17 protein-coding genes and 1 pseudogene are annotated in these 19,702 nt (G+C 73.3%); 9 read left to right on the plus strand and 9 right to left on the minus strand.

Translation table 11 applies throughout. The features are described 5' to 3' along the window. Positions 1–139 precede the first annotated feature (139 nt). Together HUX53_RS34930 and HUX53_RS34935 are read left to right on the plus strand one after the other, a co-directional pair. Complete coding sequence (locus HUX53_RS34930; RefSeq protein ID WP_176407553.1) at positions 140–793, plus strand: response regulator transcription factor; 654 nt, start codon at positions 140–142, stop codon at positions 791–793. Between the two features lie 78 nt (positions 794–871). Beyond that, positions 872–1,969 (plus strand): hypothetical protein, encoded by a 1,098-nt coding sequence (locus tag HUX53_RS34935; protein ID WP_176407554.1) that lies wholly within the window; start codon positions 872–874, stop codon positions 1,967–1,969. Here the strand turns inward: HUX53_RS34935 and HUX53_RS34940 are convergent. From HUX53_RS34940 to HUX53_RS34950, 3 genes are all read right to left on the minus strand, one after another. Beyond that, positions 1,963–3,660, minus strand: a complete 1,698-nt coding sequence (locus HUX53_RS34940) for a hypothetical protein (protein ID WP_176407555.1) — start codon at positions 3,658–3,660, stop codon at positions 1,963–1,965. The two genes, HUX53_RS34935 and HUX53_RS34940, sit on opposite strands and share 7 nt — an antisense overlap. Before the next feature lie 88 nt (positions 3,661–3,748). Further along, the gene (locus tag HUX53_RS34945; RefSeq protein WP_176407556.1) at positions 3,749–4,465 is read right to left on the minus strand and encodes a metal-dependent hydrolase; all 717 of its coding nucleotides are present in this window, start codon (positions 4,463–4,465) and stop codon (positions 3,749–3,751) included. A 224-nt stretch (positions 4,466–4,689) separates the two neighbouring features. After that, positions 4,690–5,046 (minus strand): helix-turn-helix domain-containing protein, encoded by a 357-nt coding sequence (locus HUX53_RS34950; RefSeq protein WP_176407557.1) that lies wholly within the window; start codon positions 5,044–5,046, stop codon positions 4,690–4,692. 84 nt (positions 5,047–5,130) lie between these two features. On the opposite strand from HUX53_RS34950, the gene HUX53_RS34955 reads away from it, so the two are divergent. Continuing rightward, a complete protein-coding gene (locus HUX53_RS34955) occupies positions 5,131–5,754 on the plus strand; it encodes an NAD(P)-dependent oxidoreductase (RefSeq protein ID WP_176407558.1) in 624 nt (207 codons plus the stop codon). On the opposite strand, the gene HUX53_RS34960 is transcribed toward HUX53_RS34955, so the two are convergent. The 3 genes from HUX53_RS34960 to map are packed head-to-tail and all read right to left on the minus strand — an operon-like array spanning position 5,738 to position 8,400. Further along, positions 5,738–6,778, minus strand: a complete 1,041-nt coding sequence (locus HUX53_RS34960) for a DNA polymerase ligase N-terminal domain-containing protein (protein ID WP_309237575.1) — start codon at positions 6,776–6,778, stop codon at positions 5,738–5,740. The genes HUX53_RS34955 and HUX53_RS34960 overlap by 17 nt on opposite strands. A gap of 21 nt (positions 6,779–6,799) precedes the next feature. Beyond that, positions 6,800–7,489 carry a helix-hairpin-helix domain-containing protein gene (locus HUX53_RS34965; RefSeq protein WP_176407560.1) on the minus strand — a complete coding sequence of 230 codons (690 nt, stop codon included), beginning with the start codon at positions 7,487–7,489 and terminating at the stop codon, positions 6,800–6,802. A 59-nt stretch (positions 7,490–7,548) separates the two neighbouring features. Then, the gene (map, locus tag HUX53_RS34970; RefSeq protein ID WP_176407561.1) at positions 7,549–8,400 is read right to left on the minus strand and encodes a type I methionyl aminopeptidase; all 852 of its coding nucleotides are present in this window, start codon (positions 8,398–8,400) and stop codon (positions 7,549–7,551) included. Between the two features lie 68 nt (positions 8,401–8,468). Between map and HUX53_RS34975 the strand changes: the two genes are divergently transcribed. Then, positions 8,469–8,645, plus strand: coding sequence for a hypothetical protein (locus tag HUX53_RS34975; RefSeq protein ID WP_176407562.1), 177 nt, complete (start codon positions 8,469–8,471; stop codon positions 8,643–8,645). Here HUX53_RS34975 and HUX53_RS34980 read toward each other — a convergent pair. Further along, on the minus strand, positions 8,642–9,229 hold the full coding sequence (locus HUX53_RS34980; RefSeq protein ID WP_309237576.1) for a hypothetical protein: 588 nt from the start codon (positions 9,227–9,229) through the stop codon (positions 8,642–8,644). The genes HUX53_RS34975 and HUX53_RS34980 overlap by 4 nt on opposite strands. 101 nt (positions 9,230–9,330) lie before the next feature. On the opposite strand from HUX53_RS34980, the gene npdG reads away from it, so the two are divergent. After that, positions 9,331–10,026 carry an NADPH-dependent F420 reductase gene (gene npdG / locus HUX53_RS34985; protein WP_176407564.1) on the plus strand — a complete coding sequence of 232 codons (696 nt, stop codon included), beginning with the start codon at positions 9,331–9,333 and terminating at the stop codon, positions 10,024–10,026. A 113-nt stretch (positions 10,027–10,139) separates the two neighbouring features. Continuing rightward, the gene (locus HUX53_RS34990) at positions 10,140–11,216 is read left to right on the plus strand and encodes an NAD-binding protein (protein ID WP_309237577.1); all 1,077 of its coding nucleotides are present in this window, start codon (positions 10,140–10,142) and stop codon (positions 11,214–11,216) included. A gap of 46 nt (positions 11,217–11,262) precedes the next feature. Here the strand turns inward: HUX53_RS34990 and panB are convergent, their stop codons facing one another. Next, positions 11,263–12,114 carry a 3-methyl-2-oxobutanoate hydroxymethyltransferase gene (gene panB, locus HUX53_RS34995; protein WP_176407565.1) on the minus strand — a complete coding sequence of 284 codons (852 nt, stop codon included), beginning with the start codon at positions 12,112–12,114 and terminating at the stop codon, positions 11,263–11,265. Between the two features lie 156 nt (positions 12,115–12,270). Between panB and HUX53_RS35000 the strand changes: the two genes are divergently transcribed. The 3 genes from HUX53_RS35000 to HUX53_RS35010 all read left to right on the plus strand — a co-directional run bounded on the left by HUX53_RS35000 (position 12,271) and on the right by HUX53_RS35010 (position 16,691). Then, a complete protein-coding gene (locus HUX53_RS35000; protein ID WP_176407566.1) occupies positions 12,271–13,836 on the plus strand; it encodes an MFS transporter in 1,566 nt (521 codons plus the stop codon). A 15-nt stretch (positions 13,837–13,851) separates the two neighbouring features. Next, positions 13,852–14,442, plus strand: a complete 591-nt coding sequence (locus tag HUX53_RS35005; protein ID WP_176407567.1) for a TetR/AcrR family transcriptional regulator — start codon at positions 13,852–13,854, stop codon at positions 14,440–14,442. 137 nt (positions 14,443–14,579) lie between these two features. Beyond that, on the plus strand, positions 14,580–16,691 hold the full coding sequence (locus HUX53_RS35010) for a SpoIIE family protein phosphatase (RefSeq protein WP_176407568.1): 2,112 nt from the start codon (positions 14,580–14,582) through the stop codon (positions 16,689–16,691). A gap of 4 nt (positions 16,692–16,695) precedes the next feature. Here HUX53_RS35010 and HUX53_RS35015 read toward each other — a convergent pair. Next, a pseudogene (locus HUX53_RS35015) lies at positions 16,696–19,702 on the minus strand (FtsK/SpoIIIE domain-containing protein); the annotation flags it as partial.

A 19,702-nucleotide genomic window follows, 5' to 3' on the forward strand; every position in this document is an offset into this window, starting at 1 on the left:
TTTGTTCGTCATGTTCCGGACCTTAGCGGCAGCGAGACGCGGAACCGCCGCGCGTCACCGTGCTGCGCGGCGACATGGCCGCCGGGGCCGACGGGGACGCCTGGCGGTTCCGCGTCTCGCTGCCGCTAAGGTCCGGAACATGACGATCAAGGTGCTGCTGGTCGACGACGAGCGGCTGATCCGCGCGGGCCTCGCCGCCATCATCAACGCCGAGGACGATCTCGCCGTCGTCGGCGAGGCGTCCGACGGGTCGGAGGTGCCGGGCGCGGTGCACCGGCTGCGCCCCGACGTGATCCTGATGGACGTGCGGATGCCGCGGCTCGACGGGATCCAGGCGACCCGCCGCATCCTGGACACCGTCGCCGAGCCGCCGCGGATCATCGTCGTCACCACGTTCGAGAACGACGAGTACGTCTACGACGCGCTGAAGGCCGGCGCGCACGGCTTCCTGCTCAAGCGGACGCGGCCGGAGGAGATCCTGCGGGCGATCCGGATGGTCGCGCACGGCGACAGCCTGCTGTTCCCGGCGGCGATCCGGGAGCTGGCCGCCCACCACGGGCCGTCCGGCGGCGGGGGCGGCGCGCGCTGGCACGGGCAGCTCACCGAGCGGGAGGGGGACGTGCTGCGGCTGATGGCCAAGGGCCGCTCGAACGCCGAGATCGCGCAGGACCTGTTCGTGAGCCCGCAGACGGTGAAGACGCACGTCGGCAACATCCTCGCCAAACTCCAGGCCCGCGACCGCACCCAGGCGGTCATCCTCGCCTACGAGACGTCCTTCATCACCCCCGGCTGAGTGCGGCCTTACACCTCGTTTACCTGCCGGTAGCTACAAAAGAGACAGGACATAACAAGGCTGACCGATCGGGGGATCATGGACGCCGTTACCCTGTCCGAGCTGCGCAAGCCGCGCGCCTACCCGGCGGTGTCGGTGCTGATGCCGACGCACCGGTCCGTCCCGGACAACCGGCAGGACCCGATCAGGCTGCGCAACCTCCTCGCCGAGGTGCGGCGCCGGCTGCACGACGACGCCCGGGTCGCGCCCGACGCCGCCGACCAGGTCGTCCGCGGGCTGGAGCGCGCCGCGGACGAGGTCGACCTGCGGCACGCCTCCGACGGCCTCGTCCTGTTCGCCGCGCCGGACGGCGAGCACCACGCGTTCACGATCGGCCAGCCCGTCGACGAGCGCGTGGTCGTGGACACCGGGTTCGCGACCCGCGACCTAGTCGCCGCCTACACCCGCAGCCCGCGCTACTGGCTGCTGTCGCTGTCGGACCAGCGGACCCGGCTGTGGGACGGCCAGGGCGAGGACCTCGCCCAGTGCATCGGCGGCGGCTTCCCGATCACCCCGGAACCGATCGACGAGGCCGGCTCCGGGCGGCAGGCGCGGCGCGCCGCGCAGGGCGGCGACGGGGAGCGGCAGCGCCAGCACATGCGGGACGCGGCGGCCGCCGTCGACCGGGTCCTCGCCCGCGACCGCCGCCCGCTGATCGTCGCCGGCGTCACCCGCCACCAGGCGTTCTTCGACGAGGTCGCCGGGCCGCACATCACCGTCGCGGGACGCGTCGACGGCAGCTTCGAGGGCGCCGCGGCCGGCGCGCTCGCCGAGGCGGCCCGCCCTGCGCTCGCCGCCTACGAGGACCTCCGCGAGGTCGCCGTGCTCGCGGAACTGGAGGCCGCGCGCAGCTTCCAGCGGTACGCGGGCGGCCTCTGCGAGGTCACCCCGCTCGCCGAGACGGGCCGCGGCGAGCACCTGGTCGTCGAGCGCGGCTACTACGCGCCCGCGGTGAAGTCGCGCGGCGAACTCGTCCCGGTGGACGGCATGCCCGGCGTCCTCAAGGGCGCGGACGTCGTCGACGACGCCGTGGACGACGTCATCGAGACGGTCCTGGAGTACGGCGGCGAGGTCACCTTCGTCTCCGACGGCTTCCTCGTCGATCACGGCCGCATCGCCCTGGTCACCCGCTACTGAGCCGTCCCGCAGGCAGGGTCGTGCCAGGCGACCCAGCCGGGCCTCGCATGCGCCCGCCAGCCCACCGGATGCGCGGGCCACGACGTCTCCGGGGACGTCCCGGCCGGCACCAGGACCGTGCACACCCCCGACGCGGGCGGACGCCCGTCGCGGACGTCGATCCGGCCGATCCGCGTCCACCACACCGGGTACATGAGCCTGGTCTTGATCTCCCAGTCGAGCGACACGTCCGCGACGACCCCGCCCGCCGCCGGACCGGGCAGCGGCGAGAACGGCCGGTCCCGCGACGGCGCCATGACGAACGCCATGGCGGCCAGGTTCACGCCGGTCAGGCCGACGGCGGCGAGGGGCGTCCGGTCGAGACGCGACAGCAGGAGCAGCGCGCCGCACAGGGCGATCGCGGTGAGCGTCGCCTCCCGCAGGTGCAGCGCGGTGCGGTCGCCGGTCAGGAACGTGATCTCGGGGAAGTCGAACGCGATGAACTCGTGGGTGCGGAGCCGGTCGCCCGCGTAGACTGCCACCCAGAGCCCGGCGCCCTCCAGGACAAGGACGGACGCCGCCGTCGCCCGGACCGCCGTCCGCGCGCCCGACCGGAGGAGCACCACCGCCCCGGCCAGCGCGTAGACGAGAGCGAGGCACGACAGGTACCGGCCGTAGGCGAAGTTGCCGACCCGGTACTCGTCCGGCAGCGCGGCCGACGACGCGTACGCGATCCCGCACGTCGCGGCCAGAAGCACGGCCGCCATGACGCGGGCGGCGCCCGGCGTCCGGCGCCGCACCAGCGCCGCCGCGGCGGCCGCCAGCCCGACGCCGGCCAGCCCCCAGGTCGAGGCGATCAGGTACCAGACCTGCCCGGCGGCCCCCGACAGCGCCCATTCCTGCCCGGCCGCCGTGCCGAGCCTGGACTCCAGGATCCCGGCGAGATCCCGCACGCCGCCCGGATACAGGGCGTCCCGGATGTGCGCGTTCAGCATCGCCCCCGCCGCGTATCCGGCAAGGGCGGCACCGCCCGCGAGCAGGGCCGCGCGCCGCCGCACGGGTCGCAGCGCGAGAACGGCCAGCACCACCGCGTGGACGGCCAGGAGAACGGCTCCGCGAGTGTGCACGGCCGCCGCATAGGACGCGGCCGCGCTCGCGAGGACCGCGTCACTCGTCCGCCCACTCCGGACGAAACGGTCAAGGGCCAGCAGCCACGCCAGGACGATCGCCGGCAGCACGGCGTCCGCGAGCGCGAACGCGCCGAAGAACGTCGTGGCGGGAAGCAGCGCCGCCCCGAACGCGAGCGGCAGCGCGGCGCGGCGGACGAGCCCGAACCGCCGCGCCGCCGCGTACCCGAGCGGGAACAGCGCCGCGCCCGCCAGCGCGTTGATCACCAGGACGGCCGCGTAGACCGCCGCCGGATCGCGCGTCACCAGATACACGGGGGCGAGCAGGAGCGGGTATCCGCCCTGGTAGAAGGTGTTCCCAGACAGGTCGGCGCCGGGCCCGCCGGCCAGCCACCGGGCCGCGATGAGGTAGCCGGCCTCGTCCGGGCTCGCGGCCGGCGCCGTCCGGGTGCGCGCGAGCCACAGCCGCAGCGCCACCTGGGCGAGCACCCCGGCGGCCAGCAGCCAGCCGGGCGCGCGCCGCGGCCCGGACCCCCGGGGAGCGGCCGGCGCCCGCGGGCGTGCCGGGATGATGGCGAGCGTCATGCTGCTCACCGTTCCCGCACAGTGCCATGGTCCCGTGCGGAGAGCGTCCGGATCTCATGACCTTGCCCCGCGCCCGGCCACTACCCGATCAGTTGCGGGTCAGCCATTCGGTGGTGAAGTCGCCGAGGACGGACCGGACGGCGAGGATCGCGATGCCGAGGGTGAGGACGGGCATCACCACGAAGCGCTCCACCTTGCCGTCCGTCCGCGGGATGACCGGGACGTCGATCCGCCACGGCAGCGGCCAGAACACCGAACAGCCCCGGGGCGTCAGGCAGTCGCCCACGACGTGCGCCAGGCAGCCGAGCGTGACCGCGAACCCGACGAAGCTCATATCGATCTTGTGCATGAGCCAGACTGCGACGAGCGCGAGCGCGCAGTCGGCGAGCGCCGACTGGGGCTCCTTGCCCTCGAAGTCCAGCCCGACGCCGCGCAGCCCGAGGCCGACGATCATGAACAGGCAGGCCCACCAGGCGTAGACGTAGTGGGTGGCGAGGGTGTCCATCGCCCAGCCGATGCCGACCGCGAACAGGATCGAGTGGGTCGCGTGCCGGTGCCCGCCCGACAGCTTCCCGATCCACTTGCACATGTGGTGGGTGATGGGGCCGAACGTGTTGGCGATGCGGCCGTTGTGGTGGTCGATGTCCGGCAGGATCGCCGCGCCCGCGCACACCACGGCACCCGCGGCGACCTGCTCCACCGACAGCGACACCGCGTGGTCGCCGAGCAGCGGTTCGTAGCCGAGCACCGGGACGGCGGCCAGCCACGCCAGCGCGCCGCTCAGGGCGTGCGTCTTGCCCATCATGTGCCGTTCCCCCGCCTTTCAGAGCGTCCGCCGCCCGTACTCAGGGCGGGACTCTAACCCGCGCCTGATCGGTTTCTATGGCGACGCGCCGAAGCGGGTACAACGTCCCTTTGATGCAGGGGAGCGTGCTGCGGTTCCCAAAAGGCGAGCGGACGACCGGAGCGAGCGCTAGCGAGTGAGGATCGTCCGGGCGCGGGCCGGGGGTTCTCAAGGGGGTCGCCCCCCTAGGGCGACACGGCGTGGGTCTCGCGGGCGGACAGGACGGCGCCGACGTTCTCCTCCGCCCAGTCGGTGATGGCCTTGATCGGCTTCTGCAGCGACCGGCCGAGCGGGGTGAGGGCGTACTCGACGCGGGGCGGCACCTCGGCGAAGACCGTCCGGGTGAGGAGCCCGTCGCGCTCCATCGTGCGGAGGGTCTGCGTGAGGACCTTGGGCGTCACGCCGCCGATCATGTCGCGGAGCTGGGTGAAGCGGCGGGGGCCGCCGGCCAGGCTGAGCACGACCAGGACCGACCATTTGTCGCCGATGCGGTCCAGGATCAGCCGGGTCGGGCAGTTCGGATCGAATGCGTCGCCTTTCATGGTTTCTGAAGGGTACCAATGACACGTTGAAGTAACCAGTATCCGATGGATACCGTCACTGGAACGACGTCTTGAGGAGGTCATATGAGGATCCTGCTGATCGGTGCGACGGGGATGGTCGGGAGCCGGATCGCGGCCGAGGCGCGCCGCCGCGGCCACGAGGTCACCGGCGTCACCCGCAGCGGCGGCGAGGGGACGGCGAAGGCCGAGGCGAGCGACTCCGCCGCGATCGCGGAGCTGGCAGCGGGGCACGACGCCGCGGTGCTGTCGGTGCCGCCGCCCCGCGACGGGTCGGAGACGCTCGGGCCGCTGCTCGCCACCACGCGCGGCGTGCTGGACGGCCTGCGGCGCGCGGGCGTCCGGCGGCTGATCGTCGTGGGCGGCGCGGGAAGCCTGGAGGTCGCGCCCGGCGTGCGGCTCGTGGACACCCCGGAGTTCCCCGAGATCTACAAGAGCGAGTCGCTCGCGGCCACCGAGCAGCTCGCCGTCATCCGGGCCGAGGCCGGCGATCTCGACTGGACCTACATCTCGCCCGCCGCCGTCATCCAGCCGGGCGAGCGCACCGGCACGTTCCGCCTGGGCGGCGACCAGCTTCTCGCCGACGCCGAGGGCAACAGCAACATCAGCGCCGAGGACTACGCCATCGCGCTGGTGGACGAGCTGGAGAAGAACAACGCCGTCCAGCGCCGGATCACGGCGGCCTACTGAGACGGGTTTGCTGGGACGCGATGAAACGCCAGGCGCCGGACTCCTCGCCCGGCTCGTACGGGGAGTCCAGGCGCTTGGCGACGACGCCCGGCAGGCCCTGGTCGCGGGCCGCGTCCCGGACGGCGCCGCCGTCGCCCGGGAACCAGGGCGCCGTCTGCCACAGCGGTCCCGAAAGGTCGAGGTCGTCGAGCCGCTCCCGCCGCTCCCGGTACGGGACGTCCAGCAGCGGATGCCCGTCCAGATGCAGGACGTCGTAGATCATGTACGTCTCGCGGCCGTCCAGGACGGCCAGCTCCCCGTCCAGCACCGTGCGCCGGACGCCGAGTTGGGCGCCGAGCCGGGAGCCGAGCCCGCCGGGGCCGTCCACAGCACGGCCCTTGGCGTCGGTGAACCGGGTCCGGCCGCCCTCGACGTAGGCGGCCATCCGCTTGCCGCCCCAGGCGAACTCGAACGCCCACGCGTGCTGGTCGCGGGGGAGCCGCGCCTTCTCCACCGGGCGCATCGGGAGCACTGTTCCGGGCAGCGGCTCGGCGTCCGGGTCGGCCGGCGGGTCCATCCGGTGGATCATCCAGTTCTTGCCGCGCGTCTGGAACAGCACGTACCGGCCGGAGACGCGCGACCCGTGGATGACGAACTTCACCTCGCGCTCGGACCACTTCTCCGTCTCGTACGTCCCGCGATCCCAGACGGTCACCTTGCCGCCGCCGTACTCGCCGCGCGGGATCTCGCCCTCGAACGTGGCGTACTCCAGCGGATGGTCCTCGGTGTGCACGGCGAGATGGTTCGTCTCCGGGCTCCACGGCAGGCCCTTCGGGACGGCCCACGACACGAGCACCCCGTCGCGTTCCAGCCGCAGGTCCCAGTGCAGGCTGGTCGCGTGGTGCTCCTGGACGACGAACGTGTCGTCGTTCCCGTGCGGCAGCGCCTTCTCGTCGGGGACGGGCTCCGGCGTCCGCCCCGAATCGCGCCTGCCCCGGTACTCCGCTAGCCGATCGCCGCCGTTCTTCCGCTTCTTGGGGGCCACGCAGGGGGACATACCCGAAGATCAGCGGATGAAGACGGCGTAGTCGGCGACGTCGTTCGTCAGCGACGGCGGCAGGCCCGCGACGGCGGACAGCTCCTCGGCCGACATGAACCCGCCCGCCTCCGCCCGCACCCGCTCGATCTTCTCCGCCAGCTCCGGGGTGATGCCGGGCAGCGTCGTCAGCGCCTCCACCGGGGCGTGGTTGACGTCGACGAGCCCGCCGTCGTTGTACTGGCGCGGCAGGTCGGGCCGCCCGATCCGCAGCTCCTTGGCGAGGCCGGGGTCGGCCGCGGCCAGCTCCCGCGCCTTCTCCCGCAGCAGCCGCCGCCGCTTGACCCGCTCCACCACGGCCTCGTTGTCGACCGCCGACAGCCCGTGCGGGTCGAACACCCGGCGCCGGATCAGGAACGCGTGCCCGCAGCCCACCACCGCGAGGACGAACACCAGCACGCCCACCGTGTGCTCGGTGCCGCTCTCCTTGCCGATGCCGGGGAACAGGAACATCCAGAGCGCGAACAGCCCGAGGTACGCGGCCGTGGAGACCATCAGGTGCAGGCTGCGCCGCCACAGCGCCGCCGCCGCGAACGTGAACGGCGTGGCCAGCCCGAGGGACAGGATCGGCAGCGCCGCCCACGTCACGCTCAGCGCGGCCCGCCCCGGCGGCATGCTGTCGGACGGAACCCGCGGCTCGTACGGCGCTGGGGCGTTCATCCTTAGAGAGTCTCCCGGCCGGCTAGGGGGGCGAATCGGGCTCTAGATCAACAGGAATGTCACGGCAGGGTGAGGATTTCGTGGCCGTCGCCGGTCACCAGCAGCGTGTGCTCGAACTGCGCCGTGCGCCTGCGGTCCTTGGTGACGACCGTCCAGCCGTCCGGCCACATGTCGTACTCGTGGGTGCCGAGCGTCAGCATCGGCTCGATCGTGAACGTCATCCCCGGCTCGATGATCGTCGTCGCGTGCGGGTCGTCGTAGTGCGGGACGACCAGCCCGGAGTGGAACGTCGTGCCGATCCCGTGCCCGGTGAAGTCGCGGACGACCCCGTACCCGAACCGCTTGGCGTACGACTCGATGACCCGCCCGATCACGTTCAGCGCCCGTCCCGGCTTGACCGCGCGGATGCCGCGCATGGTCGCCTCACGGGTGCGCTCGACCAGCAGCCGCGACTCCTCGTCCACGTCGCCGCACAGGAACGTCGCGTCGGTGTCGCCGTGCACGCCGTCGATGAACGCGGTGATGTCGACGTTGACGATGTCGCCGTCGCGCAGGACCGTGTCGTCCGGGATGCCGTGGCAGATCACCTCGTTGATCGAGGTGCACAGCGACTTCGGGAAACCCCGGTACCCGAGCGTGGACGGGTAGGCGCCGTGGTCGAGCATGTACTCGTGCCCGATGACGTCCAGCTCGTCGGTGGTGATCCCCGGCCGGACGTTCTTCCCGACCTCCTCCAGCGCCCGCGCCGCGATCTTCCCCGCCACCCGCATCTTCTCGATGATCTCGGGCGTCTTGACGTCCGGCTCCCCGGTCCGCGGCCGCTTCTTCCCGACGTACTCCGGACGCGGGATGCTCGACGGAACCTTGCGCATCGGTGAAACGTGTCCGGGCCGGAGCAGCTGGGTCGTCATAGTGATGCAGTGTAGTAAGCGGGATCGGGGCAACGAATCCCGTGCGAGCGTGATCGAGAGGAGCGCCGATGGCCGGTGACGACGGTGACTGGTGGTTCTGCCTGAAGCACATGAAGGTCGAGCACGGGCAGGGCTGCCCCGGCAAGGACCGCATGGGCCCGTACGCGTCCGAGAGCGAGGCCGCGAACGCCCTCGCGCTCGCCCGCGAACGCAACGAGACGTGGCGCGAGCAGAACGAGGACTAGTCCACGACGGGGCCGGAGACGGCGTCGAGGAGTTTCGCGAGCCGGTGCCGGAGGCCGCGCGGGGTCCGCGCGGGCTCCTGCCCGGCCGCCGCGCTGACGAGGTGCTGCGCCCCGTCGAACGACATGAGCGCCTCGCCCGCCGGGACGGTCAGCGCCTCGTGCGCGAGGCCGCGCAGCTCCCGGTCGCCGCCCTCCAGCGCGAGGACGGTCGCACCCGTGCGGCGCGCGTCGTCCACCCGCTCCAGCAGCGGGACGGGCGCGTCCTCCTCGGCCACGACGAACAGCGTCTCGCCGCGCCGCGCCGCCTCCAGCCGCTCCAGGCCGATCCGCAGGTGCGGGGGCGCGCCGGCGGGCGGCGTCCAGCGCACCAGCGTCGGCGCGAGCCCCGGGACGTCGCCGAGTCGGCTCTCGTCGTCCAGGTGCGCCGCGAGATGCCACGGGTCCTCGCCGGGCGTGCCGACCAGCAGCAGCCCGCCGGGGGTACGGGACGTGACCCGCAGCGCCCGGCCGAACTCCCGGGTCCGCTCCAGCCAGCCCGTCGTCGCCAGGACCTCGCGCAACATGGTGATCTGCTCGGCGTCCACGGCCACCATGGTGCCGCACCGCGCACCCCGGTCAGGCGGTTTCCGGCGATGCGGCGGCCCGGACCGAAGCCTCCGGATGCGGGTTTGGCAGACTCGGCCGCATGACTGAGCAGCAGCAGAAGACGCCCTACGACCTTCCCGACGTCAGCGGCCTGTCGATCGGCATCCTCGGCGGCACCGGCGACCAGGGCAAGGGGCTCGCGCGCCGGTTCGCGCTGGCCGGGCACCGGGTGACGATCGGCTCGCGCAAGGCCGAGCGCGCCCAGGCGGCGGCCGACGACCTCGGCGCCGGCCTGCCGGTCTCGGGCGCGGAGAACCCGGTGGCCGCCGGGCAGTCGGACGTGGTGATCGTCGCCGTCCCCTGGGACGGCCACAAGGCCACGCTGGAGTCGCTGCGCGCCGAGCTGGCCGGCAAGATCGTCGTGGACTGCGTGAACCCGCTCGGCTTCGAGAAGGGCAAGGGCGCGTTCGCGCTGCCGGTCGAGGAGGGCAGCGCCGCGCAGCAGGCCGCCGCCGTCCTGCCGGAAAGCCGGGTCGTCGCCGCGTTCCACCACGTCTCCGCCAAGCTGCTGCTGGACCCCGGCGTGGACGAGATGGAGCTGGACGTCCTCGTCCTCGGCGGCGACCGCGAGGCCACCGACATCGTGCAGGCGCTCGCCGGCCGCATCCCCGGCATGCGCGGCGTCTACGGCGGCCGCCTGCACAACGCCCACCAGGTCGAGGCGTTCACCGCGAACCTCATCTCCATGAACCGCCGCTACAAGTCCCACGCCGGCTTGCGCATTACGGACGTCTGACCGGCGACCGGAGTGGAGCGCCAGCGGAACGGAGGGCGTCGGCCAGACCGCCCTTTCGGGGGGTCTGGGGGGTCGTCCCCCCAGAAGGGAAGGGGCTCGTTAAGCTCGGTGCGGTGCCGAGTTTGAACGATCCGGAGGCGGCGCGGCGTCCGCTCGTCCTGCTGCCCTCGTCCGAGCCGGGGCCGCTGCGCGCGGTGGCCAAGCGGGTCGGGATCGCGCTGCTGCTGCTCTTCGCCGTGGTGGCCGTCGTGTACTTCGACCGCGACGGCTACCGCGACACCGGCGACGGGAAGCTGTCGCTGCTGGACGCCTTCTACTACGCGACGGTGACCGTCTCCACCACCGGCTACGGCGACATCACGCCGGTGGGGGACGCGGCCAGGTTCGTCAACATCGTCTTCATCACCCCCGTGCGGGTGCTGTTCCTCATCGTCCTCGTGGGCACGACCCTGGAGGTCCTGGCGGAACGCACCCGCGAGGACTGGCGCAAGTCACGCTGGAGGACACGCGTGCGCGACCACATCGTGGTGGCGGGCTACGGCACGAAGGGCCGCAGCGCCATCAAGACCCTGCTGAACACCGGCGTCGACCGCGAGTCCATCGTGGTCGTGGACCCGGACCCGCGCGTGGTGGCCGAGGCGGCGGAGGCCGGGTTCGTCAGCATCGTCGGGGACGCGACGCGCAGCTCGGTGCTGAAGCAGGCGGCGGTGCAGCGCGCCCGCGAGATCGTGGTGGCGAGCGCCCGCGACGACACCGCGGTGCTGATCACCCTGACCGCGCGGCAGCTGAACCCGCACGCCGGCATCCAGGCGTCGGTGCGCGAGTCGGAGAACGTCCCGCTGCTGCGCCAGTCGGGCGCGGACCGCGTGGTGACGTCGTCGGAGGCGGCGGGGCGGCTGCTCGGCATGTCCACCAGCCAGCCGAGCGTCAGCCAGGTCATCGAGGACCTCCTCGACCAGGGCAGCGGCCTCGACCTGGTGTCGCGGGAGGTGCGCCCGGACGAGGTGGGCGGCCCGCTCGCGGCGGTGCGCGAGCCGGCCCTCGCGATCGTCCGCGACGGCCGTACCATCCCGTTCGACCACCCCGAGTGCACGATGCTGGAACCGTCGGACCGCCTGATCGTGGCCCGCTCCTCGCCGCGCCTCCGCGGCACCGCCAAGGACGAGGACTCCGCCCCGTCCGAGCAGTGAGACGCGGAAGGCCCGGCCGGTGCGGCCGGGCCTTCGGTGCTGCGGGTCAGCGGTAGGAGTGCTCGGGGGCCGGGTAGGCGCCGCTGACGACCTCGTCGGCGTAGCTGCGGGCGGCGTCGCCGAGGAGGGTGTTCATGTCGGCGAACTTCTTGACGAACTTCGCGGTGTGCGGGGTGAGGCCCGCCATGTCCTGCCAGACGAGGACCTGGGCGTCGGTCCGGTTGCCGCCGCCGATGCCGATCGTCGGGATGGACAGCGACGAGGTGACGCGGGCGGCGAGGTCCTCGGGGACGCATTCGAGGACGACGGAGAACGCGCCGGCGGCTTCGAGGGCCTTGGCGTCCGCCATCAGCTCGTCGCCGTCCTGGCCGCGGCCCTGCACCCGGTAGCCGCCGAAGGCGTTCACCGACTGCGGGGTGAGGCCGAGGTGGCCCATGACCGGGATGCCGGCGGCGACCATCGCCTCGACCTGCGGGATGTTCCGGCGGCCGCCCTCCAGCTTGATCGCGTGCGCGCCGGTCTCCTTCATGAACCGGGTGGCGGTGGTCAGCGCCTCCGCGACGCCCGTCTGGTAGGAGCCGAACGGCAGGTCGGCGACGACCATGGCGCGCTTGGAGCCGCGGACGACGGCCGCGGTCAGCGGGATCAGGTCGTCGACGGTGACGGGGATGGTGGAGTCGTAGCCGTAGACGACCATCGCGGCGGAGTCGCCGACGAGCAGCACCGGGATGCCGGCCTCGTCGAAGATCCGCGCGGTGAGCGCGTCGTACGCGGTGAGCATCGGCCACTTCTCGTGCCGCTCCTTGGCGGCGGCGATGTCGCGTACGGTCACCCTTCGCCCGCTCGTACCGCCGTAGAGTGCGGTCGGCTGTGCTGGGGGTGCGACTGAAGAAGACATGCGAGAACCTCCGGTCTTGAGGCGCCACGGTGGCGTACCCAGACAGAACCGATCGTGCCACTTCGAAAACGATTCGGATACCCCCGGGGATTCCCGAAATCGGGAGAACCGGGCGAACCGGGAATAGGTTTCGAAACGATACCGTTGCGTATCGACATGGACCCCCAGACGATCCAGCGGCGCCGCTGGTACATCCTCGGCGTGCTGACCATGAGCCTGCTGGTGGTGGTGCTCGACAACACCATCCTCAACGTCGCGCTCAAGACCATCGCCGACCCGGAGAAGGGGCTCGGCGCGACGCAGAGCCAGCTCGAATGGTCGATCAACTCCTACACGCTGGTCTTCGCGGGCCTGCTGTTCACCTTCGGCGTGATCGGCGACCGGATCGGGCGCAAGCGGGTGCTGATCGGCGGCATGGCCGTGTTCGCCCTCGCCTCGCTGCTGTCGGCGTACGCGCAGTCCCCGGACCAGCTCATCTACGCCCGCGCCCTGATGGGCCTCGGCGGCGCCGCGGTCATGCCGCAGACGCTGTCGATCATCACCAACGTCTTCGAGCCGGGCGAGCGCGCCCGCGCCATCGGCATCTGGGCCGGCGCGGTCGGCCTCGGCGTCGCGATCGGCCCGCTCACCGGCGGGCTGCTGCTCGCCCACTTCTGGTGGGGCTCGGTCTTCCTCGTCAACGTGCCCGTCATCGCGATCGGCGTCACGCTGATGGCGTTCCTGGTGCCCGAGTCGCGCAACCCGGCGCCCGGACGGCTCGACCCGCTCGGCGTCGTCCTGTCGGTCATCGGCCTGGTCGTCCTGTCGTACGGGATCATCCAGGGCGGTGAGAAGGGCGATTGGCTGGCGCTCTCCGTGCTCGGCCCGATCCTCGCCGGCGCCGCCGTCATCGCGCTGTTCGTCGCGCACGAGGCCCGCTCGGCGTCCCCGGCGTTCGACGTCCGGCTGTTCAAGGACCCGCGGATGTCGGCCGCCGTCGCGTCCATCGCGCTGTGCTTCTTCGCCGCGAGCGGCGTGTTCTTCTTCGCCAACTTCTACATGCAGTCGGTGCGCGGGCTGACCCCCCTGCAGTCCGGCGCGATGGTGCTGCCGTTCGCGATCGCCCAGCTGGCGTTCGCGCCGCGCAGCGCCGAGATGGTCCGCCGCTTCGGCGCCAAGGCGGTCTGCACGACCGGACTGCTGCTGGTCGCCGCCGCGCTGGCGAGCTACCAGTTCATCGGGACCGACACCCCGATGTGGATCCTCGGCGTCATCTTCTTCGTGCAGGGCACCGGGATGGCCAACGTCATGCCGCCCGCCACCGAGTCGGTCATGTCGGCGCTGCCCCGCGAGAAGGCCGGCGCCGGCTCGGCCATCAACAACGTCGCCCGGCAGGTCGCCGTCGCGATGGGCGTCGCCGTGCTCGGCTCCGTCGTCGCGTCCGTCTACCGCCGCGACCTGGACGGCGATCTCGCCGCGCTGCCCGCCGGCGCGCGGGAGGCCGCCGGCGACTCCATCGAGGGAGCGCACGCCGTCGCGTCCCAGCTCGGCACGGCGGGACGGCAGCTCGCCGACCACGCCGACGCCGCGTTCGTCAACGCCATGCACACCGCGTCCATCGCCGCCGCCGTCATCGCCCTCCTCGGCGCCCTGGTCGTCCTGAAGTGGATGCCGGGACGGTCCAAGCCCGTCCCGGCCGCCGGAACGGACGCGCCGCAGCGGCCGGAGAAGGTCGCGGTGTGAGAGCGTGAACGCGCCATGACCAACACAGAGCGGCGGCCCGGCGGGCGGCCCCGCAGCGAGCGCGCCGAGAAGGCCATCATCGAGGCGACCCTCGACCTGCTCGCCGAGGAGCCGGGCGTGGCGGGCCTGTCCATCGAGGCGGTCGCCGCCCGCGCCGGCGTCGGCAAGACGACCATCTACCGGCGCTGGCCCAGCAAGGACGCGCTGATCCTGGACGCGCTCGGCGCGGCGAAGGCGCCGCTGCCCGAGCCGTCCGGCGGGTCCGTACGCGACGACCTCGTCGAGCTGGCCCGGGCGCTGACCGACGAGCGCGGCAGCCGGTACTCGCGGTGCTTCTGGAACGTCATCGGCGGCGCCGAGAAGCACCCCGAGCTGTACGCCCGCTACAAGCGCGACATCATCGAGCCGCGCCGCGACATCGTCCGGCGGGTGCTGCGGCGCGGCGTGGAGAACGGTGAGCTGCGCGCCGACCTCGACGTGGAGGCGGCCATGGCGCTGCTGCTGGGCGCGCTCGTCCCGAGGAGGCCGCGGGAGACCTACCCGGACGGGCACGCCGAGGCCGTCGTCGGCACCCTCCTGCGGGGCATCGGAACCGTCGCGCGATGACGCCCGGACGACGGATGCGACGCGATTTCGGCACGGTAAGCGTGATCTTCTCCCCGCGCGGCGGTGTCATGCCCCATACTGTCGCTGGGTAGTGCTAAGACGACCGGCTGTCTGGAGCGCGTCAGGTGAGATCCGTCATGGCGCCGCAAGGCGATGCGCCCGCCACCGATTCGGCGTCCCGGACCCTGGTCCTGGGCATCGACGGGGCACGGCGGATCGTCCAGTGCGGGCCGAACGCCCGGGCCGTCCTCGGCCGGGCCCCCGGGGAGCTGATCGGCCGCCCCGCCACCGACCTGGTGGGCGAGGAGGCCAAGGCCGAGCTGGAGACCCTCCTGGAGGTCGGCGACCAGGAGCGCAACGGCGTGATGACCGTGCTGCGCGGCGACGGCGGGTCCGGCAACGCGCTGGTCACCGTGCAGCCCATGGTCGGCGGCGACGCTGACGCCGCGCCGTCCGCGCTGCTGTTCGTGCGGGTGGAGCTGCCGCCCAGCGAGCGCTACCAGGACCCGGCCCTCATGCGCCGCGCGCTGATGGACGACCAGCTCACCCGGTTCGGCGCGTCCCTCGACCTCGACCAGTCCGCCCGCGGCCTCGTCGACGTCGTCGTCCCGCACTACTGCAACGCCGCGTCGGTGCTGGTGCTGGAGAGCCTCGTCGCCTCCGACGAGGTGCACAGCGAGTCCGGCTCGGCGGTGCTGCGCCGCATAGCGGTCACCTCCGACGACGGCAACCCGGCGTGGACGTCCACGTTCCCCGTCGGCGAGGTGCTCGTCTTCCCCGAGGGCACCCCGTACCGGCAGGTCATGGAGACGGCCCGGCCCGTCCACCTGCCGCACATCACCCTGGACGCGGCCAGCGAGATCGGCCGGCTGTGGCGGCGCGGCCCGGCCGGCGAGCTGCTGTCGGACGTGTCGATGGTGCTGCTGCCGATGATCGCCCGCGACACGCTGCTGGGCTTCCTCGCCTGCACCCGCGTCCCCGGGTTCCGCAAGTTCGACGCCTACGACGTCGAGATCGGCATGGAGTTCGCCGCCCGCGCCGCGATCGTCATCGACAACGCCCGCAAGTTCAGCCGCGAGCGCTCCACCGCCCTCGCGCTGCAGCGCAGCCTGCTGCCGCTGCGGCTGTCCGCGCCGTCCTCGGTCGAGGTCCGGCACCGCTACCTGCCCGGCAGCAAGCTCGTCGAGGTCGGCGGCGACTGGTACGAGTCGATCGCGCTGCCCGGCGCCCGCGTCGCCCTGATCGTCGGGGACGTCGCCGGGCACGGCGTCCGCGCCGCCGTCACCATGGGCCGGCTCCGCACCGCGCTGCACACGCTCGCGAACCTGGAGCTGCCGCCCGCCGAGGCCCTGCACGTCATGCACGAGCTGATGATCGAGCTCGGCGAGCAGGAACCGCACTTCGCCACCTGCGTGTACGCGGTGTACGACGCCATCAGCGGCAGCATCGAGATCGCGTCCGCCGGCCACCTGCCGCCGCTGCTGGCCGGCCCGACCGGCGACAACGAGTACCTGAAGGTCCCGCCCGCCCCGCCGCTCGGCGTCGCCGGCGGCGCCGCCATCGAGAGCCGCGAGTTCACCGTCGAGGACGGCAGCCTCTTCGTCATCTACACCGACGGCCTCGTGGAGAACCGGGGCCGCGACATCGACGACGGCCTCGCCCGCCTGCAGCGCATCTTCGGACCCGACTCCGTCGACCGCCCCATGGAGGACCTCGCCAAGGCGACCCTCGCCGGCGTCTACGCCGACCAGCACCGCGACGACATCGCCGTGCTGATCGCCCGGCTGCGCCGCCTCCCCGAGGACCGCTACTCCTCCTGGACGCTGCCCGCCGACCCGGCCGCCGTCCGCCGCGCCCGCGGCCTCGTCCGCTCCCGCCTCGCCGAGTGGGACCTGGACGAGCTCTGCTACACCACCGAACTCCTCGCCTCCGAGCTCATCACCAACGCGCTCCGCTACGCGCCCGGCGCGATCGAGTTGCGCCTCCTCCTGGAACGCACCCTGGTCTGCGAGGTCCTGGACCGGTCCGCGGCGCTGCCCCGCCTGCGCCGCGCCGAGGACGACGACGAGAACGGCCGCGGTCTCCTCGTCGTCAGCCAGCTCGCCCACCGCTGGGGCACCCGCCGCACCGCCGCCGGCAAGGTCGTCTGGTGCGAGCAGATCGTCCCCGGCATCGACCCCGACGCCTCCGAACAGGTCCCCGCCTGGCCCGAGGAAACCTGGCCCGGCGAGAACCACCACCGCGAGTAGCCGGTCAGCCGGGGCCGTCCAGCAGCGCCGTCTGGATCAGCCGCGCCCGCTCGCCCCGCCGGACCCACAGCGCCCGGCCCGGCGGCCGCGGCTCGGCGTACACGCGGGGGAGCAGCTGCCCCTCCGACCGGTCGCCCGACATGACGAGGACGCCGGCGCCGACCTCCCGGACCGCCTGGACGAGCGGGTCGTACAGCCCGCGCGACGCCCCCGCGACCCGGCGGGCGACCACGAAGTGCAGGCCGATGTCGCGCCCGCTCGGCACGAACGGGACGAACGGCGCGAGCTGCTGCTGCCCGGCCGTGGTCAGCAGGTCGTAGTCGTCCACCAGCACGACGATGCGCGGCCCGCCGGGCTCCAGCCCGCCGGCGTCGTCGTCCGGCATCCGCGCCTCCACCTCCTTGGCGACGCCGCCCGCGAGCCCCGCGCACACCCGCGGCGTCGTGGCGTGGCCGCCGAGGTACGGCTCGGGGACGAGGCCGTGCAGCGACCGCCGCGGGTCCATCACCGCGAACACCAGCTCCTCGGGGGTGTAGCGGTCCATCAGCCCGCGCGCCACCAGCCGCAGCAGGTTCGACTTGCCGCAGCCGCCGTCGCCGAGCACGAGCAGGTTCTGGTCGGCGCCGAACAGGTCGAGCGGCACCGGCGCCCTGCGCGCGCCCCCCGCGGCCCGCCCAACGCGTGCCCGGCCACCCGCACCGCCGACTCCACCGCCTCGCCCAGCCCGGACGGATCGGGCGGCTCGCCCAGCACCGGCAGCGCCACCTGCCCGAACAGCCGGGCGTCGGTGAGCGCGCGGCCCGGCAGCCCGGCCCGGATCGTCTCGGCGAGCCGGCGGTCGACGGCCGAGTCCCCGGGGTCGTTCAGCCGCAGCTCGACGCGCTGCCCGAACGTCGACTGCACCGCGATCCGCACGTCGTTCCAGCGCAGCATCCCGGCCACCAGGTGCACCCCGTAGCCGCCGCCGCGCTGCAGCAGGTCGGCGACCATCTCGTCGACCTCCTCGAACTCGCCGCGGACCGCCCCGAACCCGTCCACGACGAGCACGACGTCGGCGGACGGCAGTTCCGGGACCTGCCCGGCGGCGTGCATCCGCCGGAGCCGCTCCACCCCGTCGACGCCGCGCCGCCGGAACACCTCCTGGCGGTGCTCCAGCATCCCGTGCACCTCCTCGACCGTCCGGCGGACGCGTTCCCGGTCGGTGCGGCCCGCGACGCCGCCGACGTTCGGCAGCGCGTCCAGCACCTGCAGCCCGCCGCCGACCAGGTCCAGCCCGTACACCGCGACCTCGGCGGGGGAGTGGGTGAGGGCCAGCGACAGCACCAGCGTGCGCAGCAGCGTCGTCTTGCCCGTCTGCGGACCGCCGATGACCGCGATGTGGCCGCCCGCCGCGGACAGGTCGAGCCGCCAGACCCCCTGCCACTGCCGGCGCGCGTCGTCCAGCAGGCCGACCGGGACGTGCAGCGGCGCGTGCCGGCAGGGCAGCCGCATGCCGTCGCCGGTGAGCGTCACCGTGCCGCAGACGGCGTCCAGCGACGCCACGGCCGGGAGCGGCGGCAGCCAGATCGTCTGCACCCGCTTCCCGTGCCGGGCGAGGCCCGCGACCATCACCTCCAGCAGCGTGGGGCCCGACGTCCGGGCCGGCAGGGCCGGCTCCTCGGCCGCGGCGGGCGCGCCGGGCGTCTCCGCCAGGTTGGCGACCGGGTAGGGGCGGACGGGCGGGACGCCCGCCCCGGTCTCCTCCTCCGCCACCTCGCCCCGGTACGGCCCGGACACGTACCCGCCCTTGAACCGCAGGTAGACGCTCGTGTCCACCTTCAGGTACCCGAACCCGGGGAGGGCTGGCAGGCGGAAGGCGTCCGGCGAGTCCAGGACGGTGCGGCTCTCCTCCTCCGAGAACGTCCGCAGCCCGATCCGGTACGACAGGTACGTCTCCAGGCCGCGCAGCTTGCCGCTCTCGATGCGCTGGCTCGACAGCAGCAGGTGGACGCCGATGCTGCGCCCGATCCGCCCGATGGACAGGAACAGCTCGATGAAGTCGGGACGCGCCGTCAGCAGCTCCCCGAACTCGTCGATGATGACCAGCAGGTGCGGCAGCGGCGGCAGGTCGGGGCGTTCGGCGCGGCGGTGCGCGTAGTCGCCGATGTTCGCGATGTTCCCGGCGTCCCGCAGCACCTGCTGGCGGCGCTGCACCTCCCCGGACAGGCTCGCGTGCACCCGCTCGACCAGCCCGGCGTCGTCCTCCAGGTTCGTGATCATCCCGGCGACGTGCGGGAGCGGCCGGAACGGCGCGAACGTGGCGCCGCCCTTGTAGTCGACGAGCACCATGGCGACCTGCTCGGGGGAGTGCGTGGCCGCCAGCGCCAGCACCAGCGTCCGCAGCAGCTCGCTCTTGCCGGAGCCCGTCGCCCCCACGCACAGCCCGTGCGGCCCCATGCCGAGGCTCGCCGCCTCCTTCAGGTCCAGCACGACCGGGCGGCCCGCGTCGTCCAGCCCGATCGGCACCCGCAGGAACGCCCGCTCGCCGCGCGGCTCCCACAGCCGCGCCACGTCCGCGTCGCTGGGATCGTCCACCCCGACGAGCGAGGCGAACCCGACCTCCGCGCCCTGCGTCGCCGACTCCGCCACCGACTCCCGCGACAGCCGCAGCGGGGCCAGCATGCGGGCGAGCCCGTCCAGCATCCCCGCCGGGACGTCGTCGACGGTGCCGCTCATCCGGACCGGAACCGGGCCGCGCAGGTCGGTCACCTCGACCCGGTCGCCGTCCACCAGGATCCGGACCCGGACGTCCCCCGGTTCGTGCGCCTGCCGGTCCACCAGGTGCACCACGGTGGCCGCGAGGTCCGCGACCGGGACCGTCTCGTCCGGCCGGACGAGGTCCGCCGCCACCTCGCCGTGGGTGTCGTGCACGACCAGCAGCCGCCGCCGGAACGCGGGCTCCTCCCGCGCCCCGAGGCCGCGGCGGGCCTCCGCCGCGAGGTCGGTGCGCTCCCGCAGGTCGCTGGCCGCGG

The organism is Actinomadura sp. BRA 177, assembly GCF_013372625.1.
Taxonomy (GTDB): Bacteria; Actinomycetota; Actinomycetes; order Streptosporangiales; family Streptosporangiaceae; genus Spirillospora.